This window comes from Streptomyces sp. MGP-P1, assembly GCF_057766565.1.
The window spans coordinates 123527-146885 of record NZ_JBYMEM010000005.1 but is presented as its reverse complement, the minus strand read 5'-3'; the positions used below and the strand labels follow the sequence as shown (position 1 = coordinate 146885).

Here is a 23359-nt window from a genome sequence, read left to right as displayed (position 1 = left end):
GGGCCCCACCCGCGCACACCATGGGGCTCATGGGTGGGGGTGAAGTAGGGATAACCCCACCTGATGCCCGACGCGGCTGCTTACGCTCCATTTATCAGGCCCTAGACTCCCGTGCGTACAGAACGGAAACAGGTACACGGGACAGATGCGGACGACGAGGGAGCGAGGGGCGGACGTGACCGACGTTACGGACGTGACCGGCGTGGCGGACGTGACCGGTGTGGCGGACGCGGTGGGCATGACCGGGGTATCCGGCGCGTCCGGGGTATCCGGGGTATCCGGAGTTTCGGTGGACGGGCCCCCCGGCCCTACCGGACCCATCGGATCCACCGCACTCGCCTCGGAGTACTTCCAGAGCTATTCGGTCATCGGCCTGCTCGCCCTGGTCGGCGTCCTCTTCGTGGTCGTGGCCTTCGGCGCCGGACGACTGCTGCGCCCGGTGGTCCCCACCCCGGAGAAACTCCTCACCTACGAATGCGGCGTCGACCCCGTAGGCGAGGGCTGGGCGCACACCCAGGTCCGCTACTACGTCTACGCGTTTTTGTACGTGATCTTCGCCGTCGACTCCATCTTCCTGTTCCCGTGGGCCACGGTGTTCGCGGCGCCCGGATACGGCGCGACGACCCTGGTCGAAATGTTCATCTTCCTCGGCTTCCTCGCCGTGGGACTGCTCTACGCATGGAAGAAGGACGTCCTCGCATGGGCCTGACGAGCCGGCCGACCCCCGCGTCGCAGCAGCCCGCGCCCCCGCCCCCGACCTCGTCCCACCCGGTTCTCCTCCCCGAGCCGAAGCGCCTCGGCGTGCTCTCCCGGCTCGCACCGGAGCCGATGAAGGTCGTCCTCAACTGGGGCCGCCGCTACAGCCTCTGGGTCTTCAACTTCGGACTCGCCTGCTGCGCCATCGAGTTCATCGCCGCGTCCATGGCGCGCCACGACTTCATCCGGCTCGGCGTGATCCCGTTCGCCCCCGGCCCCCGCCAGGCCGACCTCATGATCGTGTCCGGCACGGTGACGGACAAGATGGCCCCGGCCGTGAAGCGGCTCTACGAGCAGATGCCCGAACCGAAGTACGTCATCTCCTTCGGCGCCTGCTCCAACTGCGGCGGCCCCTACTGGGACTCGTACTCCGTGACCAAGGGCGTCGACCAGATCATCCCCGTCGATGTGTACGTACCCGGCTGCCCGCCCCGGCCAGAGGCGCTGCTCCAGGGCATTCTCAAGCTCCAGGAGAAGATCGCGCGCGAATCCCTCGCCGAGCGGTACGCCACCGGGACCACGGGCGGGGGCCCGTCCACCGATGCCCTGCGCAGCGGCCTGGTGGCCGCGCCGACGGCACCGGCCCCGACGACACCGGCCTCGACGGCACCGGCCCCGACGACACCGGCCTCGACACGGGACGAGGAGCGGCGATGAGCGACAGCGACCAGCACACGGGCTCCGCGGCCGACGCCTACGACCGGCTGCCGGACGGGGTCACCGACCTGTTCGGCGACGAGGCCACGGCGGAGTCCGCGTACGACCTGCTGACCGTCGACGTCCCCGCCGCCGCCTGGCTCACCGCGCTGCGGACGGCCCGCGACGAACTCGGGTGCAGCTACTTCGACTGGCTCAGCGCCGTGGACGAACCGGGCACGGGCTTCCGTGTCTGCGCCCATGTCGCGGCCCTGGGCACGGGTACGGTGCGGCGGCTGATGGTCCGCACGACCGTGCCGCACGACGCGGCGGTCCTGCCCAGCGCCATCGACGTCTACGCGGGCGCCGCGTGGCACGAGCGCGAGACGCACGAGATGTTCGGCGTCGCGTTCGACGGTCACCCCCACCTCGTACCGCTCCTCCTGCCGGAAGGCTTCGAGGGTCATCCGCTGCGCAAGGACTTCGTCCTGGCCGCGCGCGTCGCCAAGGCCTGGCCCGGGGCGAAGGAACCGGGGGAGCCGGCGGAGGGCCACACCGGACCCAAGCGTCGCGCGATGCTCCCGCCCGGAGTGCCCGACCCGAATGAATGGGGCCCCCTGAAGGGCCAGCTCCCCCCGGCCGCCGCCCGCCCGGGCCGAGCGGCCCGCCCCGCGACCGACCGCCCGCCCCGCCGCACCCGCACCGCGGGCGAGGGCTCGGCGGCACAACGCCCCGCGGCGAGCGCGACGCAGACACCTGCGGTGACCGGCGCGGAGGCCACCCCTGCAGCAACCGACGCGGAGAGCCCTGCAGCCACCGGCGCGGAGAGCCCTGCAGCCACCGGCGCGGAGAGCCCTGCGGCGACTGGCGCGGAGGCTCCCGTAACGCCGGAGGCGTCCGCACCCCCGCAGGCGCCGTCGACCCGCCCGCGCCGCTCCCGGTCGGCTTCGGAAGGTTCGGCCAGTCAGAGTTCGGAGCAGGGCGCGCCGACGACGCCACCGGCCCGGCCCGCACGTCGCGCCCGGTCCGCCTCGGACGGCTCGGCCGGCCAGCGTCCGGCGTCGGACGCGCCCGGGGACGCCCCGGAGCCGCCACCCCGGGTACGCAGCACAGACGCACCGTGGCACGACGCCCAGCCGGCCTTCGCCGACGAGCCCTCCACCACCGGCGCGACCGCCGAGTCCGAGTCCGAGGGCGAGCCCGCACCCCCGGACGAGCCCACGCACACTCCCGACAGAGCCACCCCCGACAGAGCCACCCCCGACAAGCCGGCCCGCGCCCCGGAGCGCCCCGCCCCAGACCACCCCGCCCCGGAGCGCCCCGCCCCGGAGCGCCCCGCCCCGGAGCGGCCCGCCCCAGACCACCCCGCCGGAGGCGATCCCGAGTGAACGACGCGTTCGACGTCGCCCTCCGTCTGGCCATCGTCTTCGTCGTCTTCCTGGTCGCCCCCCTCCTCGTGGGCCAGGCGGAACACAAGGTGATGGCCCACATGCAGGGCCGCCTGGGCCCCATGTACGCAGGCGGCTTCCACGGCTGGGCCCAGCTCGTCGCGGACGGCGTGAAGTTCGCGCAGAAGGAGGACGTGGTCCCGGCCGCCGCCGACCGCCGCGTCTTCCAGCTCGCCCCCGCCGTCGCCCTCCTCCCGTACCTCCTCGTCCTCGTGGTCATCCCCGTCGGCCCCGGCGACGGCGCGGTCGGCCAGGCCGTCGACGCGGGCATCTTCTTCGTGCTCGCCGTCATGGGCATCGGCGTCCTCGGCTCGCTCATGGCGGGCTGGGCCTCCGCCAACAAGTTCTCCCTCCTCGGCGGCCTCCGTACCGCCGCGCAGCTCCTCTCCTACGAGCTGCCGATGCTCCTGACCGCCGCCTCCGTGGCCATGGCGGCGGGGACGGTCTCGCTCACCGGCATCCTCGACGCCTTCGAGTGGTGGTGGCTGCCCTGGCAGATCGTCGGCGCGCTGGTCTTCTTCGTGGCCGGTCTCGCCGAACTCCAGCGCCCGCCGTTCGACATGCCGGTGGCCGACTCCGAGATCATCTTCGGCGCGTACACCGAGTACACCGGTCTGCGCTTCGCGCTGTTCCTCCTCGCCGAGTACGCGGGCATCGTCGTCCTGTGCGCGCTGACCACCGTCCTGTTCCTCGGCGGCTGGCACGGCCCGTTCGGCGCCGACGAACTCGGCTGGATCTGGACCATCCTCAAGACCGCCCTTCTCGCGTTCGTCGTCATCTGGCTGCGCGTCAGCTACCCGCGTATGCGTGAGGACCAGTTGCAGAAGCTCGCCTGGACCACCCTCGTCCCGCTCGCCCTCGCGCAGATCGCGCTCACCGGCATCGTGAAGGTGGCGATCAACTGATGCCCCCGATCCCCGGATCCGGCCTGGCCAAGGGCCTTGCCGTCACCCTGCGCACGATGACGAGGAAGACCGTCACCGCGCAGTACCCGGACACCCAGCCCGAACTCCCTCCCGCTCCCGCGGCGTCATCGGGCTGTTCGAGGAGAACTGCACGGTCTGCATGCTCTGCGCCCGTGAGTGCCCCGACTGGTGCATCTACATCGACTCCCACAAGGAGACGTCGCCGCCCGCAGCCCCCGGCGGGCGTGAGCGCAGCCGGAACGTCCTCGACCGCTTCGCCATCGACTTCTCCCTCTGCATGTACTGCGGTATCTGCATCGAGGTGTGCCCCTTCGACGCACTGTTCTGGTCGCCCGAGTTCGAGTACGCGGAGACGGACATCCACGAACTCACCCACGAGCGCGACAAGCTCCGCGAGTGGATGTGGACCGTGCCGGAGCCGCCCGCCCTCGACCCCGGGGCCGAGGAACCGAAGGAGATCGCCGCAGCCCGCAAGGCAGCGGACAAGCTCGCCGCACAACGCGCACAGGAGCAGCGAGAGCAGCAGGAGCAGCTGAACCAGCAGGAGCAGCCGAACCAGCAGGAACAGACAGACGAGAAGGGAGGAACCCCGTGATGCTGCTCAACGCCACGGCCACCACGACCGTGGGCGCCACCGCCACCACTGCGGGCGTCCACCCCGGCTTCCTCTCCCCGTCCGGCGTCGAGATCGCGTTCCTCCTCGTCGGCCTCGCCACCCTCGGCGCCGCCGTCATCACCGTCACGACCAAGCAACTGGTGCATGCCGCGCTCTGGCTCGTCGTGGCGCTCGGCGGACTGGCCGTCGAGTACCTCCTGCTCACCGCGGAGTTCATCGCCTGGGTCCAGGTGCTGATCTACGTCGGTTCCGTCGTCGTCCTCCTCCTCTTCGGCCTGATGCTCACCCGGGCCCCCATCGGCCGCTCCCCGGACGCCGATTCGGGCAATCGGTGGGTCGCCCTCGGGGTGGCCGCCACGGCGGCGGCGGCCCTCGTCTGGGTCGTGGTCGACGCCTTCCGCACCACCTGGATCGACCTCGACGGGCCGGCCCAGGGCTCCACCGAGGTCACCGGCGCCTTCCTGTTCCGGAACTGGGTGCTGCCCTTCGAGGCGCTCTCCGTCCTGCTGCTCGCCGCCCTCGTCGGCGCGATCGTCCTGTCCCGCAAACGCGACACGGACACCACCGTCCGCCCCGGCACCAACAGGACGGCCAAGCCCAGGACCGTGCGGCCGGGCCCGTCAGCCTCGCCCGGCACCCAGGCCTCCTCGCCCGGCACACCTGGCACCCCCGCCTCGCCCGGCACACCCGGCCACGAGGAGCAGAGCTGATGCACCTCGCCTATCCAGCCGTTCTCGCCGCCCTCCTCTTCTGCATCGGCCTCTACGGCGTCCTCGCCCGCCGCAACGCGATCCTGGTCCTGATGTCCGTCGAGCTGATGCTCAACGCGGTCAACCTCAACCTCGTCGCCTTCGACGTCTGGCTCCGCGACACCCTCCACTCCGGCCAGGCGCTCACGCTCTTCACCATCGCCATCGCCGCCGCCGAGATCGGCATCGGCCTCGCGATCGTCCTGGCCGTCTACCGCAACCGGGGCACCTCCGACATCGACCGGCTCCGCGACACCGCCGAGACCGACGCCGCCGAGACGCTCCCCGACACCGCTGAGACCGACAGCGCCGAAACCACCGGCACCGGCACCGGCACCGACGACGGCGGCGAGCCGACCTCCGGCCGGGCCGACGGGGGAACAGGGAAGACGAAGAAGGCAGAGGCCACCACGTGACCACCACGACCCTCGCCGCCCTCGTTCCCCTCCTCCCCTTCCTCGGGGCCGTCGCAGGGCTGGCCGTCGGCCGCACCGCCCCCGGATTCGTCCGCCCGCTGGCGATCCTCCCGACCCTCACCGCCGCCGTGCTCGCCGTGATCGTCGCCGTCCGCCAGGGCGGCGGCCGGGCCATCGACGCCGCGACCCAGCTCACGCCCACCGGCTCGGTCCCGATTGACCTGGCACTGCACCTCGACGGCTTCGCCGTTCTGGTCGCCGTTCTCGTCACCGTCGTCGCCACCTGCGTACAGCTCTACTCCACGGCCTACCTCCGCGACGACGCCCGCTACCCCTCCTACGCGGCCCTCGTCTCCCTCTTCACCGCCGCGATGCTCCTGGTCGTCTACTCCGGCGACCTGATGGTGCTCCTGGTCGGCTGGGAGATCATGGGCATCTGCTCGTACTTCCTCGTCGGCCACTACTGGGAGACCCCCGAGGCCCGGGCCGCCTCCCTCAAGGCCTTCCTGGTCACCAAGCTCGGCGACGTCCCGTTCCTGATCGGTCTGTTCGCGCTCGCCGCCGACACCGGCAGCTTCCGCATCACCAAGATCCTCGCCGCCGTCGGCAACGGTGGGCTCGATCACCCCACCGTCATCGCCCTGCTGCTCCTCGCGGGCGTCGCCGGCAAGTCGGCCCAATTCCCCCTCCACACCTGGCTGCCCGACGCGATGGCCGGCCCCACCCCCGTCTCCGCGCTCATCCACGCCGCGACGATGGTCGCCGCCGGCATCTACTTCGTGGCCCGTCTGCTGCCCGTCTTCGCGGCGTCCGGCGCGGCGCTCGTCGTGCTCGCCGTGATGGCCGCCGTCACGATGATCGGGTCCGGGCTCGCCGCCCTCGCCCAGGACGACATCAAACGCGTCCTCGCCTACTCGACCATCGGTCAGCTCGGCTACATGTCGGGCGCCCTGGCCGTAGGCGACCGGGGCGCGGCCGTCTTCCACCTGATCTCGCACGGTGCGTTCAAAGCGGTCCTCTTCCTCGCCGCGGGCGTCGTCATCCACGCCGCGGGCACCAACTCGCTCGCCGCCATGTCCCGGATGGGAGGCCTCGCCCGCCGCATCCCGGACGCCTTCTGGACGATGACCGTCGCGCTCCTCGCGCTGGCCGCCATCCCGCCGTTCGCCGGCTTCTTCTCCAAGGAAGCCGTCCTCGTCGCCGCCGAGCACACCGCCCTCGGGGACCGGAGCGTCGCCCCGGCCGCGGCCGGCTGGACGATCCTGGTCGCCGGGCTCCTCGCCGCCGTACTCACCGCCGCCTACGCCGTACGCCTCTGGCTCCTCGCCTTCCGCGGGCGCGGGGCGGAACTCCCCGACCACGGCAAGCAGCCCGCCGCCATGACCTCCGTCCTGTGGATCCTGGCCGTCCCCACCATCGCCTTCGGCCTCACCGTCGGCATGATCGGCGACTGGTTCGACGGGCACGGCCTCACGCCGTCCCTCACCACCGCCGTCCTCTCCACCGGCGTCACGCTCGTCGGCGGTCTTGTGACCTACGGCGCGTGGCGGCACACCGCCGCCCTCGCCGCCCGCACCCCCATCGGCGCCGTCGCCGCCCACCCCGGTGTCGAACCCGCCCTCGTCGAAGCCGAGGCCATGACGTCCCACACCGCCGTCTACGGCACCATCGCGGACGCCCCCGACCCGGCCGACCCCGGCAGGCTCCTCCTCGGGCGGCTGCACCGCCACGCGGTCACCGGCTTCCACCTCGACGCCCTGTACACGGTGCTGTTCGTCCGGCCCGTCCAGGGAGCCGCCCGCCTCGTCCGCTTCCTGGACCGCGAGGTCGTCGACACCTACGTCAACGGATCGGGCGCCGTCACCCGCCTCCTCGGCACCGCCGTCCGTCGGACCCAGACCGGCAACGTGCAGACCTACGCCGGCGCCCTGCTCGCCGGGTCCCTCGTCCTGGCGATCGCCGCCGTCGTCTTCGCCAACGTCAACGCGGGGTCGTGACCGTGATCGATATGAGTGCGTCCGTGATGCAGTTCCTTCTGGCGTTCGTCGTCGTCGCCCCGCTCCTCGGCGCCGTCGCGGCCCTGCTCCCGGCTCCGCCCGGACTCAAGGGGAAGAACCCTGACCAGGCCGTGCTCCGCCACGGCGTGACCATCACCGGTGCCGTCCTCATCGCCGCGATCGTCCTGGCCGTCGGCTTCGACCATGACCACGCCGCCACGATGCAGGCGACCACCGACATCAGCTGGATCCCGGCGCTCGACGTCCGCATCCACCTCGGCATCGACGGCATCTCGCTCCCCCTCCTGCTCCTGACCGCGCTGTTGACCTTCCTCTGCGCGCTGTACAGCTACTTCAAGCTGCCCGCGGGCCCCTCACCGAAGGCCTTCGTCGCCCTCGTCCTCGTCCTGGAGTCCGGCACCCTCGCCACCTTCGCCGTCCTCGACCTGTTGCTCTTCTTCCTCGCCTTCGAGATGGTCCTCATCCCGATGTACTTCCTCATCGCCCGCTGGGGCGGCGGCCAACGGCAGGCGGCCGCCTGGAAGTTCATCCTCTACACCCTGCTCGGCTCGGTCGTCATGCTGCTCGGCATCCTCCTCATCGGGCTGAAGAGCGGCACCTTCGACATGGTGGCACTCGCCACTGACAACGGCCGGGGCCTCACCACATCAGTGCAGGTCATCGCCGTACTCGCGATCGGCCTCGGCCTCGCCGTGAAGACCCCGATGTGGCCACTGCACAGCTGGCTCCCCGACGCCCACACCGCCGCCCCCACCGTCGGGTCGGTGCTCCTCGCCGGCGTGATGCTGAAGATGGGAACGTACGGATTCGTCCGGATCCTGCTCCCCATCGCGCCCGACGGCATGCGGACCTTCGCGCCCTACCTCGCCGCGTTCGCCGTCGTCGGCATCGTCTACGGCTCCCTCGCCTGCCTGGCCCTGGCCCGTACCGGCGCCAAGGGCGACCTCAAGCGGCTCATCGCGTACTCGTCCGTCGGCCACATGGGCTTCGTCCTGCTCGGCATCGCCACCATGACCCCCACCGGAGTCAATGGCGCACTCTTCGCCAACATCGCGCACGGCCTCATCACCGGCCTGCTGTTCTTCCTGGTCGGAGCCGTCAAGGACCGCTACGGCACCGCCGACCTCGACACCCTCGCCGGAGCGACCGGGGCCGCCCTCTACGGGCGGGCGCCCCGCCTCGGCGCCCTGCTCGCCTTCGCCGCCATCGCCTCGCTCGGCCTCCCCGGACTGGCCGGATTCTGGGGCGAGATGCTCACCCTGTTCGGCGCGTACAGCCCCGCCGAAGGCCTCAGCCGCCCCGCGTTCCGCACCTTCATGGCTATCGGGGCGTTCGGGACCCTGCTCACCGCCGCGTACATGCTCATCGTCGTCCGCCGCGTCTGCATGGGCGAACACCCGCCCCACTCTCGACTGTCACCCGACGGCCGGGCCCCGCAGGCGGCGGACGGCCCGCAGACGGCGGACAGCCCGCAAGCAGCGTCTCGCCCCCAGCCGTCCGGCTCCCAGCCGTCAGGCCCCAAGCCGTCCGGCCCCCAGCCGTCCGAGCCCTCCGGCACCCGGCCCGCGGCATCGACCACCCCGCAGCTCGCCGACATCCAGACGTACGAAGCCGCCACCTGGACCCCGCTCGCCGCGCTCACCGTCCTCGCCGGCCTCTGGCCCGCCGTCCTCCTCGGCCTCACCGACCCGGCCGTGCAGCAGCTCCTCGCAGGAGGCAAGTCGTGACCGCGGCCCTCAGCACCACCCCCCGCCCGACCCCCGGCACCGGCGACGCCGCCGGCATCCTCGTCGCGGCCGACGCCCCCAGCCTCGTCCAGTCCATCGACTGGCTCGCCATCGCACCCCCCACCCTCACCGCGCTGGCCGCCCTGGTCGTCCTGGTCGCCGACCTGTTCCTGCCCGCGCACCGCAAGCGGCTCCTCGGCTACGGCGCCCTCACCGCCCTCGCCGCCGCCCTGGCGCTCCTGATCCCCCTGCGCGCCGGGGACCGGGCCACCTTCTGCGTCACCACCGGCACCCAGGCCTGCAGCTACACCGCCGACCACTTCACCCTCGTCATCCAGGCCCTCGTCCTCGGCGGCGCGTTCCTCACCGTCCTGCTCTCGCTCGACGACACCCGGAAGCTGCCGGCGGGGGAGTACTGGTTCCTGCTCCTGGCCTCCGCCGCCGGGGCCGCCCTGCTGCCCGCCTCGCGCGACCTCGCCACGCTCGTCGTCGCCCTCGAAGTCGCCTCGCTGCCCGCGTTCGCCCTCGTCGGCATCGTGCGCGGAGACCGGCGCTCCTCCGAGGCGGCCTGGAAGTTCTTCCTCTCCTCCGTCGTCGCCACCGCCGTCATGCTGCTCGGCGTCAGTTTCGTGTACGCGACCACCGGCACCCTGCACCTCACCGAGATCGCCACCCGCCTCGACGACGTGCCTCCGGTGCTCGACACCCTCGCCAAGACCGGCGTCGCCCTCACCCTCGTCGGCTTCGCCTTCAAGACCGCCGCCGCGCCCTTCCACTTCTGGGTCCCCGACACCTACGTCGGCGCGCCCCTCCCGATCGCCGCGTATCTCTCCGTCGTGGGGAAGGCCGTCGGGTTCTCGGGGCTCATTCTGGTCACCGTCGTCGCGTTCCCCTCCTACGCCGACGTCTGGGGCCCCGCACTCGCCGTCCTCGCCGCCCTCACCATGACCGTCGGCAACGTCGCGGCCCTCCGCCAGAACGCCGCCCGCGCCCGCAGCGCCGTCCGCCTCCTCGCCTGGTCCTCGGTCGCCCAGGCCGGCTACCTCCTGGTCCCGATCGCCGCCGCCGCGTACTCCAGCGACGACCAGATCGGCTCCACCGTGGCGTACGCCCTCATGTACGCCGTCGTGAACCTGGGCGCGTTCGCGGTCGCCGCCCTCGTCGCCCGTACCCACCCCGGCAACCGGCTCTCCGACTACCGGGGCCTGTACGCCACCCGTCCGCTCGCGGCCCTGGCCCTCGGGTTCTTCCTGCTCTGCCTGGCCGGACTGCCGCCCGGCATCATCGGGCTCTTCGCGAAGGTCACCGTCTTCTCCGCGGCCGTCGACGCGGGCCTCGGCTGGCTCGCCGTCGTCATGGCCGTCAACGTGGTGATCGCTCTCTTCTACTACCTTCAGTGGACCGCGATTCTCTTCCGGGAGCCCGAGGGCGCCCCGGAAACCACCGGGACCGCCACCGGATCCACGGCCTCCGTCCCGCCACGCCGCCACCGGGCCCCCACCCCGCTCACCACGGCGATCGTGCTCACCGCCACCGCCGGAATCCTGCTCTCCGGGGCCCCGCAGGCCGTCCTGCGCTTCGCCTCCGTCAGCCTCTTCTGAGCCCTCCCGACCCCGAAAGATCGGTTTGCCCGGGGCCCTCGCCGCAGGGCATGGTCTTGGCTGCATACGTCACGTAATCGGCGTGGACGTATCGGGAGCAAAAGGAAAGAGAGAGCAGTGCTGAACGGGTTCAAGGACTTCATCCTGCGCGGGAACGTCATCTCGATGGCGATCGGTCTCGCTGTCGGGGCGGCCTTCACCGCCGTCGTCACGGGCTTCAGCAATGCCTTCATCACGCCGCTGATCGGCCTCGCCACGCGCGGCACGGGAGACTTCAGCAAGGCCACCTACGAAGTCGACGGCGTCGTGTTCCCGTACGGCCTCTTCATCGCCGCCGCGATCGCCTTCCTGATCACCGCCGCGGTGCTGTACTTCTGCGTCGTGGTCCCCATGGCCAAGGTGCAGAACCGCTTCACCAAGGAAGAAGAGGAGGAGGCCGTCAACATCAAGGCCGCCCTCCGCGACTGCCCGCGCTGCTTCAGCGAGATCCCCGCCGTCGCCTCCCGCTGCGGCCACTGCACCAGCGAGGTCGAGCCCGACCCCGAGGCGCTCTCCCTCGCCAAGCTCCCCGCGCAGCAGCACTGACCCGCACAGCAGCACTGACCCGCACACTGGCACCGGCCACACGGCGGCTACCGAACGCACGAAGGCACCGACCGCCGCACAGCAACACCGGAACACCGGCCGCACGGCGGCGGCCGCTGACCGCACAGCGGCGCACGAACACGTCTAGGACCGTCGCCCTCCGAGGACCCCGCCACCCGTACGGCCCAGCGCCACTCCGTACGGGACCGGGCGCCCCACCGGCGCGAACACGCGGTACAGCCCCCGCCCTCCGGCCGCACGCACAAGGGAACTAGCTCCTCTCGCCTGGCGTTGACCAGTACAGGAGGCTCCACTGGGGAGTGGAGCACCACCATGCAAAGGGTTCCCCTGCTGCACCACTTGGAGGGCGTACCGTGCACCGCCGGCACAACGGGCTGAAGACCGCCGTACTCCTCGGGGGACTGTCCGCACTCATCATCGCCATCGGCAGTTTCTTCGGACGTACGGGCCTCGTCGTCGCGCTCCTGGTAGCCGTCGGCACCAACGCCTACGCCTACTGGAACAGCGACAAGCTCGCCCTGCGGGCCATGCGCGCCCGACCCGTCAGCGAGTTCGAGGCGCCGCAGCTCTACCGCATCGTCCGCGAGCTGTCCACGGCGGCCCGTCAGCCCATGCCGCGCCTCTACATCTCCCCGACGCAGGCGCCCAACGCGTTCGCCACCGGCCGGAACCCGCGCAACGCCGCCGTCTGCTGCACCGAGGGCATCCTCCAGATCCTCGACGAGCGCGAGCTGCGCGGCGTCCTCGGCCACGAGCTGAGCCATGTCTACAACCGGGACATCCTCATCTCGTCCGTCGCCGGGGCCCTCGCCTCCGTCGTGATGTTCCTGGTCAACTTCGCCTGGCTCATCCCGGTGGGCCGCTCCAACGACGACGAGGGGCCCGGTCTCCTCGGCATGCTCCTGATCATGATCCTGGGACCGCTCGCCGCCTCCGTCATCCAGCTCGCCGTCAGCCGCTCCCGGGAGTACGAGGCCGACGCCTCCGGAGCCCAGCTCACGGGCGACCCCCTGGCTCTCGCCAGTGCCCTGCGCAAGCTCGACGCGGGGACGAAGCAGCTCCCGCTGCCGCCCGAGCCCAGGCTCGAGACCGCGAGCCACATGATGATCGCGAACCCGTTCCGTCCCGGCCAGGGGATGGCGAAGATGTTCTCCACCCACCCGCCGATGGCGGAGCGAATCGCCCGACTAGAACAGATGGCAGGTCATCGCCCGTGAAAACCATCCTGAACGTCATCTGGCTGATCCTCTGCGGATTCTGGATGTTCCTCGGCTACCTGCTCGCGGGACTCCTGCTCTGCATCAGCATCATCGGCATCCCCTTCGGGCTCGCCGCCTTCAGGATCGGCGTCTACGCCCTCTGGCCGTTCGGCTACACCGTCGTCGACCGCCGGGACGCGGGCTCGCCCTCCTGCGTGGGGAACGTCCTCTGGCTGATCCTCGCCGGATGGTGGCTCGCCCTCGGCCACATCGCCACCGGCATCGCGCTGTGCATCACGATCATCGGCATTCCCCTGGGCATCGCCAACTTCAAGCTGATCCCCGTCTCTCTCATGCCCTTCGGCAAGGAGATCGTCCGCACGGACCAGCCCTTCGCCGCCCGGTAGCCCGGCGAGACCCTTGCTCGACGGCCCGGTCCGACTCCGTCCCGGTCCGACCCCGGGGCAACCGAACACCTGTCCGCGACGTCTTGGATTCCAGGACGAAGCAAGGGGTAGGTGCGGCGACATGGGCATTATCAGTTGGATCATTCTCGGGCTGCTCGCCGGAGTCATAGCGAAAATCCTCCTCCCGGGACGCGACCCGGGCGGCATCATCGGCACCACCCTGATCGGCGTCGCCGGGGCCTTCGTCGGAGGCTGGCTCTCCAGCAAATTCCTCGACCGCCCCATCAGCAACGACTTCTACGACACCGCGACCTGGATCGCCGCCGTCGCCGGTTCACTGGTCCTGCTCATCGCCTACCGGCTGCTGTTCGGCAACTCCCGCGAACGCCGCTGACCCGGGGCGTACGCAGGGACCCGTGAACGCCGCTGACCCGGGGCGAACGCAGGGACCCGCGAACGCCGCTGACCCAGGGCGAACGCAGGGACCCGCGAACGGCAGGCGCACCGCGCCCTACCGCACGTCCCGTGATGCCATCCCGGTCTCCCGCAACGTCAGGTTCAACCGGCCGGACCGCAGCCCCGCTGCCGGGTCGGCCGGCCCCGCGTACACCTTCGGCACCCCGTGGAACGCGAAACGCGACGGCCCGCCGAAGACGAACAGATCCCCGGACGCCAACTCCACATCCGTGTACGGCTGCCCGCGCCCCTCCGTGTTCCCGAAGCGGAACACACACCTCGCCCCGATGCTCAACGACACCACAGGAGCGCTCGACCGCTCCTCCTTGTCCTGATGCATCCCCATCCGCGCGGTGTCGTCGTAGAAGTTGATCAGCGCGGTATCCGGTGCGAACGCCTCCGCCGCATCCTCGTCCCCGTACGCCTCGGCCACCGCCGCCCGCCCCAGGTCGCCCAGCCAGTCCGGGAAGGCGGCCACCCGGGCGCCGTTCACGTCGTCAGCCGTACGGGCGTACCGGTACGGCTGCCAGTGCCATCCCAGGCACACCGTCCGCACCGACATCACCCCACCGCCCGGCAGCACCGTGTGCCGCAACGGGACCGGCCCCGACGCCCACTGACGGCACGCCGCGACCAACTCCGCCCGCCGCTCCACCGACAGCCACTCCGGAACATGGACGGCACCCGGCGCGACCACCCTCCGGTCCCGCCGGAACAGGCCGTCCGAGGACGGCGGAAGCCCTGGCACCACGGCTCAGCCCGCCCCGCCTTCGATGCCCAGCAGCAGCTTCTTCCGCTCCAGCCCGCCCGCGTACCCCCGCAGCGCCCCGTCCGCCCCGATCACGCGGTGACACGGCCGCACGACCAGCAACGGATTGCGCCCGATCGCCGTGCCCACCGCCCGCACCCCCGCACCCGATGCCCCGACCAGCGCCGCGACCTCCCCGTACGACACCGTGTTCCCGTACGGGATCGACTCCAGCGCCGACCAGACCCGCCGCTGGAACTCCGTGCCCGCACTCTCCGCCAACGGCACGTCGAACCGCGTCGAGCGCCCCGCGAAGTACGCCTCCAACTGCCGGGCGACCTCCGTGAACGCCTCGGGAGTGTGCAGCCAGCCGTCCTGGACGACCGCGGCGCCCTTCTGACCGGGCATCGACACCGATCGCAGCCGGACACCGGCCACACCGGCCGCCACGGCCACACCGGCCGCCACGGCCACACCGGCCGCGACGGCCACCTCGGCCGTCCCGGCCGCATCCGGCCCGTCCGCCGCCGTCTCGCCGACCAGCAGCAGCTCGCCCAGCGGGCTCTCCACCCGCGTGTACACCGTCGTCGTCATGCCTTCTCACTTCCCCGGTCGATACGGCCAGTCTGCGCCCGCTCGCCGTGCCCCACTGGCGGTATTCGGACATCACGCCCGCCCTCCCGGTGCCGACACACGAAGAGGCACGCCGTCGAGGTCGGCCTCGGCGGTGTGCCCCCGTTGTGATCAGCTCAGCTCAGCTCAACTCGGTTCGGCTCAAGCGATGCAAGCGATCCGGCCACGCCCGTACGGATCGAAGCGATTGATCACCGGTAGTTCACGAACTGCACCGCGAAGTCGAAGTCCTGCCCCTTCAGCAGCGCCTGCACGGCCTGCAGGTCGTCCCGGCTCTTCGAGCTGACCCGCAGCTCGTCACCCTGGACCTGCGCCTTGACGCCCTTGGGCCCCTCGTCGCGGATGATCTTCGCCACCTTCTTGGCGTTGTCCTGGGAGATGCCCTCCTCGATCGTGGCGAAGATCTTGTACTCCTTGCCGGAGAGCTGCGGCTCACCGGCGTCCAGCGACTTCAGCGAGATACCGCGCTTGATCAGCTTGGACTGGAAGATGTCGAGGATGGCCTTGACGCGCTCCTCGCCGTTCGCCTCCATCAGGATCTTCTCGCCCGACCACGAGATCGAGGCGCCCGTGCCCTTGAAGTCGTAACGCTGGGAGATCTCCTTGGCGGCCTGGTTGAGGGCGTTGTCGACCTCCTGCCGCTCGACCTTCGAGACGATGTCGAAACTGGAGTCGGCCATGACGTGTGGCTCCTTGCGTCGAATGCTGTGGATACAGCGCAAGCCTAGCCACCGCCGTCCCCTCCGGCCGCTGATCAATCAGGTGGCGGAGCACCCCTGACCATCAGGTATCGTTTACGTCGTCGCCAAGGAACTCACCACGAGATCCAACGCGTCGTTCGAGGCGGTGTGCCCGAGTGGCCAAAGGGAGCAGACTGTAAATCTGCCGGCTCAGCCTACCCAGGTTCGAACCCTGGCGCCGCCACGCGAACGAAGCCCCCGACCGGTTCTTCCGGTCGGGGGCTTCCTCGTTGTCCGGGCGGGGAGTTCCCGCTCGGAGTCCCTCCGCTGATCAGTTGCCCGCGACGTCCTTCACGGCCACCGTCACCGGCACGTTCCCGGAGATCGCCTCAAGGGTGAGGCCCGCCGTCGCCGGGGTGTCCAGCAGCTCCAGCAGCGTGGCCGCCACGTCGTCGCGAGGGATCGGGCCGCGGCCCGTCGAGGCGGCCAGGACGACCTGCCCGGTGCCCACGTCGTTGGTCAGCATGCCGGGGCGCAGAATCGTCCAGTCCAGCGCGGTGCGGGAGCGTACGTCGGCGTCGGCGGCGCCCTTGGCCCGCAGATACACGTCGAAGACCTCGTCGCCGGGGTGGTCCGGGTCGGCGCCCATCGAGGAGACGACGAGATAGCGGCGGACGCCCGCCGCCTCGGCCGCGTCGGCGAACAGCACGGCCGCGTCGCGGTCGACGGTGTCCTTCCGGGCGACACCGCTGTTCGGCCCCGCGCCCGCGGCGAAGACGGCCGCGTCCGCGCCGCGCAGCACCTTGGCGGTCTCTTCCACGGTGGCCGATTCGAGGTCCAGCACGGCGGGTTGCGCGCCGGCTTCGGTCAGGTCCTGACTCTGTTGGGGGTCACGGATGATTCCTACGGCCTCATCCCCGCGTGCGGCCAGGAGCCGCTCCAGCCGCAGTGCGATCTGTCCGTGTCCACCTGCGATGACAATGCGCATACCACCGACCGTACGCCCGCGAACCTGGTCGCGCTCAGTTCCTCGGGCCGGCGCCGGAGTCGGGCCGCCCCTGCCGCGGGAGTCCGCCGAGCCCCGTGGCGGCGTCCCCATCGGAGTCGCAGTACTCGCGCACGGCGCTCGTGCGGGCGACAACCCGGCCGCCGTGGACGACGATGCGGCTGTAGGCGAGGGAGAGCACCGCGGAGAGCCGTTCCCCGCGTACGGCGAGGAGTTCGGCGGGGAAGCCCGCCTCGACGCGCACGTCGGGCAGGCCGAGGGCCGCGCGGGCGGCCGTGGAGACCAGCGCGTACGCCTGTTCGGCGCGGAGCCCCGCCTGTGAGGCGAGGAGGTAGGCGGCTTCGAGCGGATCGCCGCGACCGACCGGGTTGGCCGTGTCCCGCAGCGCACCGCTGCCCGCCGCGACGCGCACGCCTGCGGAGCGCAGCAGGCGTACGGGGGCGGTCGTACGGCGCTCCGTGCCGGCGCAGCCGCCCTGGGGCAGGCAGACCACGGTGATCCCGGCGGCGGCGAGCTGGTCGGCGGCCCGGGAAGCGGCTTCCAGGGGCAGGTGGGCCAGGCCGCCGCAGGGGCCGAGGGTGACGCCGGGACGCAGGCCGGCGGCCATCGCGGCGAGCCGGGCCAGACGGGCGGGGTCGTCGCCGTCGGTGTGCAGGTCCACGGGACAGCCGTGCTCGGCCGCGATCTCCAGGACGGCCTCGGTGTAGCCCGTGGGGTCCGGGTCGAGGTCGGGGCAGCCGCCGACGACGGCCGCGCCCATTTTCACCGCGTCCCGGAGCATCGCCAGGCTGTCCGCCCCGGCGACGCCGGTGAGGAGCCGGGGGACCGCGACGGGCATGACGTCGGCGAGGCCGCGCAGGGCGCGCCGGGTCCCCAGGACGGCTTCGAGCGGGGCGAGGCCCTGGACGTCGCCGACGCGGACGTGGGTGCGCAGGGCGGTGGCGCCGTGGCCGAGCTGGAGGAGGGCGGCCTCGGTGGCGCGGCGCTGGATGTCCTCGGCGCGGTGGGAGGCCGGGCCGGGGCTGTCGGGGCCCGCGCCGGGGGCGGTGAGGGCGGTGTCGCTGTGGGTGTGGGGTTCGGCAGGGGCGGGGAGCAGGAGATATCCGCGGAGGTCGATGCGGGGGCCGCGGGCGGTGAGGCTGCCCGCGGTGCCGACGGCCTCGATCCGGCTGCCGCTCAGGCGTACGTCGACGAGTCGGCCGTCGGCGAGACGAGCGCCGCCGAGGACGAGGGCGGGGCTGTCTGCGGTGGTGGCCGCGTCGGCGCTGTCGGGCGCGTTGTCGTCGGGCCGCCGTGGCTGGCTGTCAGGCATCGCGCTCCTGGGAGGGGTGCAAGATCACACGGAGTGACCACACCCTAGGGGCGTGCGGGGGCGGCGTCCGGGAGGAGCGGAATAGTCGTACCGGTGCGCCTGCGCCGGCTGTCGGCCTGGCCCGTTCCCGAGGTGGACGCGGCCTGGATCAAGGCCTGATCAGGGGGTGTGGGCGGCCCCGGACGGAGGGCCGGAGAGGGCGGCACAAACGGATTTGGGCAACCGGCGGGGGACCGTGTAATGTCTTCATCGCTCGCCCCAATAGCTCAGTCGGTAGAGCGTCTCCATGGTAAGGAGAAGGTCTGCGGTTCGATTCCGCATTGGGGCTCTGGTGATCGGGAACCCCCGCTTCGGCGGGGGGACTCATCATCAAAGCGGTGTAGCTCAGTCGGTAGAGCAAGCGGCTCATAATCGCTGTGTCACCGGTTCAAGTCCGGTCACCGCTACTAACGGTAGCCGATTGCTGGGTCGGTCCTTCGATCGGCTACCCTTTTATGCGTTCATCCGTCCACCGTCCGTCCAAGGAGCACTCACGTGGCTGCCACCGACGTCCGCCCGAAGATCACGCTGGCCTGCGTGGAGTGCAAGGAGCGGAACTACATCACCAAGAAGAACCGGCGTAACAACCCGGACCGTCTTGAGATGAAGAAGCACTGCCCGCGCTGCAACTCGCACACCGCGCACCGCGAAACGCGCTGAATCAGGCTCGTACACGAGGCCGTCCCCTCTGGGGGCGGCCTCGTGTCGTTGTAGGGGGTCGTTCCCGCGCGGGGGCGTGCCCTTATTCGTCTTTCACCAGGTTTCTCAGGAGGTAGCGAGCTCATGGCGCTCGACCAGTCCTTCGTGGGGCGGACCTATCCGCCCACCCCGGCGTACGAGGTCGGCCGGGAGAAGATCCGCGAGTTCGCCGAGGCGGTGGGTGACACCCATCCGGCGTACGTCGACGCGGAGGCCGCTCGTGCGCTCGGTCACGCCGATGTGATCGCGCCGCCCACGTTCGCCTTCTCGATCACCTACCGGGCCGCCGGAGAGGTGGTGCGGGACCCGCAGCTGGGCCTGGACTACAGCCGGGTCGTCCACGGCGACCAGAAGTTCCGTTACGTGCGTCCGGTACGGGCCGGGGACCGGCTGACGGTCACGTCCACGATCGAGGCCATCAAGTCCCTCGCCGGCAACGACGTCCTGGACGTCCGCGGGGATGTGCACGACGAGGCCGGTGAACTGGTGGTCACGACGGTGATGAAGCTGGTGGCACGCGCCGCCGAGGAGGCGTGATGACGGCGAAGGTCTCTTACGGATCGGTCGAGGTCGGTACGGAGCTGCCGGCGCGGTCGTTCCCGGTGACGCGGGCCACGCTCGTGCAGTACGCGGGCGCCTCGGGCGACTTCAACCCGATCCACTGGAACGAGAAGTTCGCGCGCGAGGTCGGGCTGCCGGACGTGATCGCGCACGGCATGTTCACGATGGCCGAGGCGATCCGGGTGGTCACGGACTGGGTCGGCGACCCGGGCGCGGTCGTCGAGTACGGGGTGCGTTTCACGAAGCCGGTCGTCGTGCCCAACGACGACAAGGGAGCGCTGATCGAGGTCAGCGGCAAGGTCGCGGCGAAGCTGGACGACAACCTGGTCCGGGTGGACCTGGTCGCCCTGTGCGACGGCAAGAAGGTGCTGGGGATGTCCCGGGCCGTGGTCCGGCTCGCCTGAGACGTACCGGCGCGGTGGCCGGAGGCGAGGGGCGTCCCTCCTGCGGAGGGACGCCCCTCGCTCGTGCTCGTCGAGCCGGTGGCCGCCCGGCTGCGCCCGGCTGCGCCCGGCCCCGCCCGGCCGTGTCCGGCGGATCCTGACCGGATCCTCACCGGCTCCTGCGGAGGCGCCCCGACCCCCGGGTACGGTCCGTGGCCCCGCACGAGCGGCGGGGGCGCGGACCGTACTCTTGTCCCCGTGCAGGAACTCCACGACGCCCCCCTCGCCCCCCTGACCACCTTCCGGCTCGGCGGCCCCGCCGCCCGGCTGCTGACCGCCACGACCGACGCGGAGGTGATCGCCGCCGTGCGCGAGGCCGACGCGAGCGGCACGCCGCTGCTGGTGATCGGCGGCGGCTCCAACCTGGTCATCGGGGACAAGGGCTTCGACGGCACCGCCCTGCGGATCGCCACGGCGGGCTTCGCGCTCTCGGGTACGTCCCTGGAGCTGGCGGCCGGCGAGGTGTGGACCGACGCGGTCGCCCGGACCGTCGAGGCGGGCCTCGCGGGCATCGAGTGCCTGGCCGGCATCCCCGGATCCGCGGGCGCGACGCCCATCCAGAACGTCGGCGCGTACGGACAGGAGGTGTCCACCACCATCACGGAGGTCGTCGCCTACGACCGGCGCACCGAGGAGACGGTGACGATTCCGAACGCCGAGTGCGCGTTCTCGTACCGTCACAGCCGCTTCAAGGCCGAACCCGACCGCTTCGTGGTGCTGCGTGTCCGATTCGAGCTGGAAGAGGCGGCCGGGCTCTCCGCACCCCTGAAGTACCCCGAAACGGCCAGGGCCATGGGCGTCGAGCAGGGCGAACGCGTCCCGCTGACGGCCGCTCGCGAGACCGTGCTGCGACTGCGCGCCGGCAAGGGCATGGTGCTGGACCCGGAGGACCACGACACCTGGTCGGCGGGGTCCTTCTTCACCAACCCGATCCTCGAACCGGCCGCGTTCCAGGACTTCCTCGCCCGGGTCGGCGAGCGCCTCGGCCCGGACGTGACACCTCCGGCCTTCTCCGCCGAGGACGGACGCACCAAGACCTCGGCGGCCTGGCTGATCGACCGGGCCGGATTCACCAAGGGCTACGGCAGCGGCCCCGCCCGGATCTCCACCAAGCACACCCTCGCCCTCACCAACCGGGGCGCGGCCACCACCGAGGACCTGCTCGCCCTGGCCCGCGAGGTCGTCGCCGGGGTGCACGCGGCCTTCGGCGTCACCCTGGTCAACGAGCCGGTGACCGTCGGCGTCAGCCTGTAGGAGGCGTACGGGGTCAGTACGCGACGCCCACGCCCTGCCGCACGGCCGCCGGATCCTTGGCCAACGCGAGCATCGCGTGGGCCACATCGGCCCGGGAGAGGGACCGGCTGCCGCGCGGCGTACCGCCCACGACCTGCCGGTAGACGCCCGTGAGCGGCCCGTCCGTCAGCCTCGGCGGCCGTACCGCGGTCCAGTCCGTCGCACTGCGGGCCAACGCCGCCTCCATCCGGGCGAGATCGGCGTACAGCTCCGCCAGGACCGCGCCGACCGCCTTGCGCATCAGCCGGTCCACCAGCGGGTCGCCCGCCGGCTCCGGACCCACGGGCACCGCGCTCACCACCAGCAGCCGCCGGGCGCCCTCGGCCTCCATCGCCGTCAGGATCTGCCCGGTCAGCCGTTCGGCGACGCCGTTCGCCTTCCGGCCGCGCGAGCCCAGCCCCGACAGGACCGCGTCCCGCCCCGCCACCGCCGCCCGCACCGCCGCCGGATCGTCCAGCCGGACGACAGCGTGCGGCGCCGCGCGGTCCAGCCGCTCCGGGATCCGGTCCGGGTCGCGGACCACGGCCGTCACCTCGTGGCCCGCCGCGCGTGCCTGCCCGACGATCTCCTGACCGACGCCGCCGGTCGCTCCGAACACGGTGATTCTCATAGCGCCCCCTGGGTGGGTGAGTGTTCACTAACCTCTAGGGTGGGTGGCTCCCCACCCGGACGTCAAGATCTCCGGGTCACGGCCTGTTGGAGCACGTATGGACCAGAAGCCCGCCCGCGTCCGGATCGTCGACGCGGCGCACGAGCTGATGCTCTCCATCGGCCTCGCCCGGACCACCACCAAGGAGATCGCCCGGGCGGCCGGCTGCTCGGAGGCGGCGCTCTACAAGTACTTCTCCAGCAAGGAGGAGCTGTTCGTCACCGTGCTCGCGGAGCGGCTGCCCCGGCTCGGGAACCTCCTCGGAGACCTGCGCGCGGGCGAGGGCAGCGTCGAGGACAACCTCACCGAGATCGCCCGGGTGGCCGCGCTGTTCTACGAGCAGACCTTCCCCATGGCCGCGTCCCTGTACGCCGAACCTCAGCTCAAGCGCCGTCACGAGGAGGGCGTGGGAGGGCTCGAAGCCGGGCCCCACCTGCCGATCCGGCAGCTCGACGCCTATCTGCGCGCCGAACAGGGCGCGGGCCGGGTCCGGGCCGAAGCGGACACCTACGCCGCCGCCTCGCTGCTGCTGGGCGCCTGCGCGCAGCGGGCCTTCGCCTACGCCGCGCTCCCCGGCGGCAGGCCCCCGCAGCCCCTGGATGAGTTCGCCGCCTCCCTGGCCCGCACGCTGCTGGGCGGGATCGGCCCCCAGGGCCTGTCCGGGATCAGCTAGCCAGCCAGTCGTCGATCCCGGAGAGCAGCTTCTCCCGTACGTCCACGGGGGCCGCCGATCCGCGCACCGACTGGCGGGCCAGCTCGGCCAGCTCCTCGTCGGTGAAGCCGTGGTGGCGGCGCACCAGCTCGTACTGGGCGGCCAGCCGGGAGCCGAACAGCAGCGGGTCGTCCGCACCCAGCGCCATCGGCACGCCCGCGTCGAACAGAGTGCGCAGGGGGACGTCGGCGGGCTTCTCGTAGACGCCGAGCGCCACATTCGACGACGGGCAGACCTCGCAGGTGACCCCGCGCTCGGCGAGCTTGCGCAGCAGCCGGGGGTCCTCGGCGGCCCGGACCCCGTGCCCGATGCGCGAGGCGTCCAGATCGTCGAGGCAGTCGCGCACGCTGGAGGGCCCGGCGAGCTCCCCGCCGTGCGGAGCCGCCAGCAGGCCGCCCTCGCGGGCGATCGCGAAGGCCCGGTCGAAATCGCGGGCCATTCCGCGCCGCTCGTCGTTGGAGAGCCCGAAGCCGACGACACCCCGGTCCGCGTAACGGACGGCGAGCCGGGCCAGGGTACGGGCGTCCAGCGGGTGCTTCATCCGGTTGGCGGCGATCACCACGCGCATGCCCAGACCGGTGTCCCGGGCGGCGCTGTCCACGGCGTCGAGGATGATCTCGATGGCCGGGATCAGCCCGCCGAGCAGCGGGGCGTACGACGTGGGGTCGACCTGGATCTCCAGCCAGCCGGATCCGTCCGCGACATCCTCCTGGGCGCTCTCGCGCACCAGGCGGTGAATGTCCTCGGGGGACCGCAGACACGACCGGGCGATGTCGTAGAGCCGCTGGAAACGGAACCAGCCGCGCTCGTCGGTCGCCCGCAGCTTGGGCGGTTCGCCGCCGGTCAGGGCGTCGGGGAGATGGACCCCGTACTTGTCGGCGAGTTCGAGCAGGGTGGTTGGCCGCATCGACCCGGTGAAGTGCAGGTGCAGGTGGGCCTTGGGCAACAGACGTACATCACGCTCCATTGGAAGATCCTGCCGCACGGGCGGGCCGGAGCGGTAGCCGCTTTCCTTTTTAGGGG

At 71.6% G+C, this 23359-nt stretch carries 25 protein-coding genes, 3 tRNA genes and 1 pseudogene; 22 read left to right on the top strand and 7 right to left on the bottom strand.

Going from position 1 to position 23359, the window contains the following annotated elements; genetic code table 11:
* Positions 1-238 precede the first annotated feature (238 nt).
* The 14 genes and pseudogenes from AC3CH1_RS09935 (at position 239) to AC3CH1_RS09870 (ending at position 13499) form a co-directional block, all read left to right on the top strand.
* A complete protein-coding gene (locus AC3CH1_RS09935; protein ID WP_488463458.1) occupies positions 239-709 on the top strand; it encodes an NADH-quinone oxidoreductase subunit A in 471 nt (156 codons plus the stop codon).
* A complete protein-coding gene (locus AC3CH1_RS09930; RefSeq protein WP_488462554.1) occupies positions 700-1413 on the top strand; it encodes an NADH-quinone oxidoreductase subunit B in 714 nt (237 codons plus the stop codon). The genes AC3CH1_RS09935 and AC3CH1_RS09930 overlap by 10 nt, the downstream gene beginning before the upstream one ends.
* Positions 1410-2780, top strand: coding sequence for an NADH-quinone oxidoreductase subunit C (locus AC3CH1_RS09925; protein WP_488462553.1), 1371 nt, complete (start codon positions 1410-1412; stop codon positions 2778-2780). The genes AC3CH1_RS09930 and AC3CH1_RS09925 overlap by 4 nt, the downstream gene beginning before the upstream one ends.
* On the top strand, positions 2777-3745 hold the full coding sequence (locus tag AC3CH1_RS09920; RefSeq protein WP_488462552.1) for a complex I subunit 1/NuoH family protein: 969 nt from the start codon (positions 2777-2779) through the stop codon (positions 3743-3745). The genes AC3CH1_RS09925 and AC3CH1_RS09920 overlap by 4 nt, the downstream gene beginning before the upstream one ends.
* A pseudogene (locus AC3CH1_RS09915) lies at positions 3745-4361 on the top strand (NuoI/complex I 23 kDa subunit family protein). The gene AC3CH1_RS09920 and the pseudogene AC3CH1_RS09915 overlap by 1 nt, the downstream one beginning before the upstream one ends.
* A complete protein-coding gene (locus AC3CH1_RS09910; RefSeq protein ID WP_488462551.1) occupies positions 4361-5092 on the top strand; it encodes an NADH-quinone oxidoreductase subunit J family protein in 732 nt (243 codons plus the stop codon). Before AC3CH1_RS09915 ends, AC3CH1_RS09910 begins: the two are co-directional and overlap by 1 nt.
* Complete coding sequence (gene nuoK, locus AC3CH1_RS09905) at positions 5092-5547, top strand: NADH-quinone oxidoreductase subunit NuoK (RefSeq protein WP_488462550.1); 456 nt, start codon at positions 5092-5094, stop codon at positions 5545-5547. The genes AC3CH1_RS09910 and nuoK overlap by 1 nt, the downstream gene beginning before the upstream one ends.
* Complete coding sequence (locus AC3CH1_RS09900; RefSeq protein ID WP_488462549.1) at positions 5544-7544, top strand: NADH-quinone oxidoreductase subunit 5 family protein; 2001 nt, start codon at positions 5544-5546, stop codon at positions 7542-7544. Before nuoK ends, AC3CH1_RS09900 begins: the two co-directional genes overlap by 4 nt.
* Entirely contained in the window at positions 7541-9292 is a 1752-nt protein-coding gene (locus tag AC3CH1_RS09895) for a complex I subunit 4 family protein (RefSeq protein WP_488462548.1), read from the top strand. Before AC3CH1_RS09900 ends, AC3CH1_RS09895 begins: the two co-directional genes overlap by 4 nt.
* Positions 9289-10893, top strand: coding sequence for an NADH-quinone oxidoreductase subunit N (locus AC3CH1_RS09890; protein ID WP_488462547.1), 1605 nt, complete (start codon positions 9289-9291; stop codon positions 10891-10893). Before AC3CH1_RS09895 ends, AC3CH1_RS09890 begins: the two co-directional genes overlap by 4 nt.
* A 117-nt stretch (positions 10894-11010) precedes the next feature.
* The gene (gene mscL, locus AC3CH1_RS09885) at positions 11011-11478 is read left to right on the top strand and encodes a large conductance mechanosensitive channel protein MscL (RefSeq protein WP_488462546.1); all 468 of its coding nucleotides are present in this window, start codon (positions 11011-11013) and stop codon (positions 11476-11478) included.
* A gap of 374 nt (positions 11479-11852) precedes the next feature.
* On the top strand, positions 11853-12716 hold the full coding sequence (gene htpX, locus AC3CH1_RS09880; protein ID WP_488462545.1) for a zinc metalloprotease HtpX: 864 nt from the start codon (positions 11853-11855) through the stop codon (positions 12714-12716).
* A complete protein-coding gene (locus AC3CH1_RS09875; protein WP_488462544.1) occupies positions 12713-13105 on the top strand; it encodes a YccF domain-containing protein in 393 nt (130 codons plus the stop codon). The genes htpX and AC3CH1_RS09875 overlap by 4 nt, the downstream gene beginning before the upstream one ends.
* A 121-nt stretch (positions 13106-13226) precedes the next feature.
* A complete protein-coding gene (locus tag AC3CH1_RS09870) occupies positions 13227-13499 on the top strand; it encodes a GlsB/YeaQ/YmgE family stress response membrane protein (protein WP_488462543.1) in 273 nt (90 codons plus the stop codon).
* 117 nt (positions 13500-13616) lie between these two features.
* Here AC3CH1_RS09870 and AC3CH1_RS09865 read toward each other — a convergent pair whose 3' ends face one another.
* The 3 genes from AC3CH1_RS09865 to AC3CH1_RS09855 form a co-directional block, all read right to left on the bottom strand.
* Positions 13617-14258 (bottom strand): alpha-ketoglutarate-dependent dioxygenase AlkB family protein, encoded by a 642-nt coding sequence (locus AC3CH1_RS09865; RefSeq protein WP_488462542.1) that lies wholly within the window; start codon positions 14256-14258, stop codon positions 13617-13619.
* Positions 14259-14315: 57 nt separating this feature from the next.
* Entirely contained in the window at positions 14316-14903 is a 588-nt protein-coding gene (locus AC3CH1_RS09860; protein WP_488462541.1) for a methylated-DNA--[protein]-cysteine S-methyltransferase, read from the bottom strand.
* A gap of 230 nt (positions 14904-15133) precedes the next feature.
* On the bottom strand, positions 15134-15622 hold the full coding sequence (locus tag AC3CH1_RS09855) for a YajQ family cyclic di-GMP-binding protein (RefSeq protein ID WP_006126857.1): 489 nt from the start codon (positions 15620-15622) through the stop codon (positions 15134-15136).
* Positions 15623-15784: 162 nt separating this feature from the next.
* Here AC3CH1_RS09855 and AC3CH1_RS09850 point away from each other — a divergent pair.
* Positions 15785-15866, top strand: a tRNA-Tyr gene (locus AC3CH1_RS09850).
* An 87-nt stretch (positions 15867-15953) separates the two neighbouring features.
* On the opposite strand, the gene AC3CH1_RS09845 is transcribed toward AC3CH1_RS09850, so the two are convergent.
* Together AC3CH1_RS09845 and AC3CH1_RS09840 are read right to left on the bottom strand one after the other, a co-directional pair.
* Entirely contained in the window at positions 15954-16610 is a 657-nt protein-coding gene (locus AC3CH1_RS09845) for an SDR family oxidoreductase (protein ID WP_488462540.1), read from the bottom strand.
* 34 nt (positions 16611-16644) lie between these two features.
* A complete protein-coding gene (locus tag AC3CH1_RS09840) occupies positions 16645-17940 on the bottom strand; it encodes an amidohydrolase family protein (protein WP_488462539.1) in 1296 nt (431 codons plus the stop codon).
* A gap of 255 nt (positions 17941-18195) precedes the next feature.
* Between AC3CH1_RS09840 and AC3CH1_RS09835 the strand changes: the two genes are divergently transcribed.
* The 6 genes from AC3CH1_RS09835 to AC3CH1_RS09810 all read left to right on the top strand — a co-directional run bounded on the left by AC3CH1_RS09835 (position 18196) and on the right by AC3CH1_RS09810 (position 20936).
* Positions 18196-18268: transfer RNA gene (locus AC3CH1_RS09835), tRNA-Thr, on the top strand.
* 45 nt (positions 18269-18313) lie between these two features.
* Positions 18314-18386, top strand: a tRNA-Met gene (locus tag AC3CH1_RS09830).
* Positions 18387-18474: 88 nt separating this feature from the next.
* Positions 18475-18639, top strand: coding sequence for a 50S ribosomal protein L33 (gene rpmG / locus AC3CH1_RS09825; protein WP_003956487.1), 165 nt, complete (start codon positions 18475-18477; stop codon positions 18637-18639).
* A 123-nt stretch (positions 18640-18762) separates the two neighbouring features.
* A complete protein-coding gene (locus AC3CH1_RS09820; RefSeq protein ID WP_488462538.1) occupies positions 18763-19215 on the top strand; it encodes an FAS1-like dehydratase domain-containing protein in 453 nt (150 codons plus the stop codon).
* Complete coding sequence (locus AC3CH1_RS09815) at positions 19215-19643, top strand: MaoC family dehydratase (RefSeq protein ID WP_488462537.1); 429 nt, start codon at positions 19215-19217, stop codon at positions 19641-19643. Before AC3CH1_RS09820 ends, AC3CH1_RS09815 begins: the two co-directional genes overlap by 1 nt.
* Before the next feature lie 237 nt (positions 19644-19880).
* Entirely contained in the window at positions 19881-20936 is a 1056-nt protein-coding gene (locus tag AC3CH1_RS09810; protein WP_488462536.1) for a UDP-N-acetylmuramate dehydrogenase, read from the top strand.
* Between the two features lie 13 nt (positions 20937-20949).
* On the opposite strand, the gene AC3CH1_RS09805 is transcribed toward AC3CH1_RS09810, so the two are convergent.
* A complete protein-coding gene (locus tag AC3CH1_RS09805; protein WP_488462535.1) occupies positions 20950-21585 on the bottom strand; it encodes an NAD(P)-dependent oxidoreductase in 636 nt (211 codons plus the stop codon).
* A gap of 97 nt (positions 21586-21682) precedes the next feature.
* Here AC3CH1_RS09805 and AC3CH1_RS09800 point away from each other — a divergent pair, with 97 nt between their 5' ends.
* The gene (locus AC3CH1_RS09800; protein ID WP_488462534.1) at positions 21683-22297 is read left to right on the top strand and encodes a TetR/AcrR family transcriptional regulator; all 615 of its coding nucleotides are present in this window, start codon (positions 21683-21685) and stop codon (positions 22295-22297) included.
* Here AC3CH1_RS09800 and AC3CH1_RS09795 read toward each other — a convergent pair.
* A complete protein-coding gene (locus tag AC3CH1_RS09795; protein ID WP_007445930.1) occupies positions 22290-23303 on the bottom strand; it encodes an adenosine deaminase in 1014 nt (337 codons plus the stop codon). The two genes, AC3CH1_RS09800 and AC3CH1_RS09795, sit on opposite strands and share 8 nt — an antisense overlap.
* Positions 23304-23359 lie beyond the last annotated feature (56 nt).

Excerpts from the sequence above, each read along its gene's own strand:
- nuoK (WP_488462550.1), top strand. The coding sequence starts at position 5,092 with ATGCACCTCGCCTATCCAGCCGTTCTCGCCGCCCTCCTCTTCTGCATC.
- AC3CH1_RS09795 (WP_007445930.1), bottom strand. The coding sequence starts at position 23,303 with ATGGAGCGTGATGTACGTCTGTTGCCCAAGGCCCACCTGCACCTGCAC.
- AC3CH1_RS09845 (WP_488462540.1), bottom strand. The coding sequence starts at position 16,610 with ATGCGCATTGTCATCGCAGGTGGACACGGACAGATCGCACTGCGGCTG.
- AC3CH1_RS09855 (WP_006126857.1), bottom strand. The coding sequence starts at position 15,622 with ATGGCCGACTCCAGTTTCGACATCGTCTCGAAGGTCGAGCGGCAGGAG.
- AC3CH1_RS09800 (WP_488462534.1), top strand. The coding sequence starts at position 21,683 with ATGGACCAGAAGCCCGCCCGCGTCCGGATCGTCGACGCGGCGCACGAG.
- AC3CH1_RS09925 (WP_488462553.1), top strand. The coding sequence starts at position 1,410 with ATGAGCGACAGCGACCAGCACACGGGCTCCGCGGCCGACGCCTACGAC.
- AC3CH1_RS09935 (WP_488463458.1), top strand. The coding sequence starts at position 239 with ATGACCGGGGTATCCGGCGCGTCCGGGGTATCCGGGGTATCCGGAGTT.
- AC3CH1_RS09840 (WP_488462539.1), bottom strand. The coding sequence starts at position 17,940 with ATGCCTGACAGCCAGCCACGGCGGCCCGACGACAACGCGCCCGACAGC.
- AC3CH1_RS09870 (WP_488462543.1), top strand. The coding sequence starts at position 13,227 with ATGGGCATTATCAGTTGGATCATTCTCGGGCTGCTCGCCGGAGTCATA.
- AC3CH1_RS09930 (WP_488462554.1), top strand. The coding sequence starts at position 700 with ATGGGCCTGACGAGCCGGCCGACCCCCGCGTCGCAGCAGCCCGCGCCC.
- AC3CH1_RS09860 (WP_488462541.1), bottom strand. The coding sequence starts at position 14,903 with ATGACGACGACGGTGTACACGCGGGTGGAGAGCCCGCTGGGCGAGCTG.
- AC3CH1_RS09820 (WP_488462538.1), top strand. The coding sequence starts at position 18,763 with ATGGCGCTCGACCAGTCCTTCGTGGGGCGGACCTATCCGCCCACCCCG.
- AC3CH1_RS09805 (WP_488462535.1), bottom strand. The coding sequence starts at position 21,585 with ATGAGAATCACCGTGTTCGGAGCGACCGGCGGCGTCGGTCAGGAGATC.
- AC3CH1_RS09815 (WP_488462537.1), top strand. The coding sequence starts at position 19,215 with ATGACGGCGAAGGTCTCTTACGGATCGGTCGAGGTCGGTACGGAGCTG.
- AC3CH1_RS09910 (WP_488462551.1), top strand. The coding sequence starts at position 4,361 with ATGCTGCTCAACGCCACGGCCACCACGACCGTGGGCGCCACCGCCACC.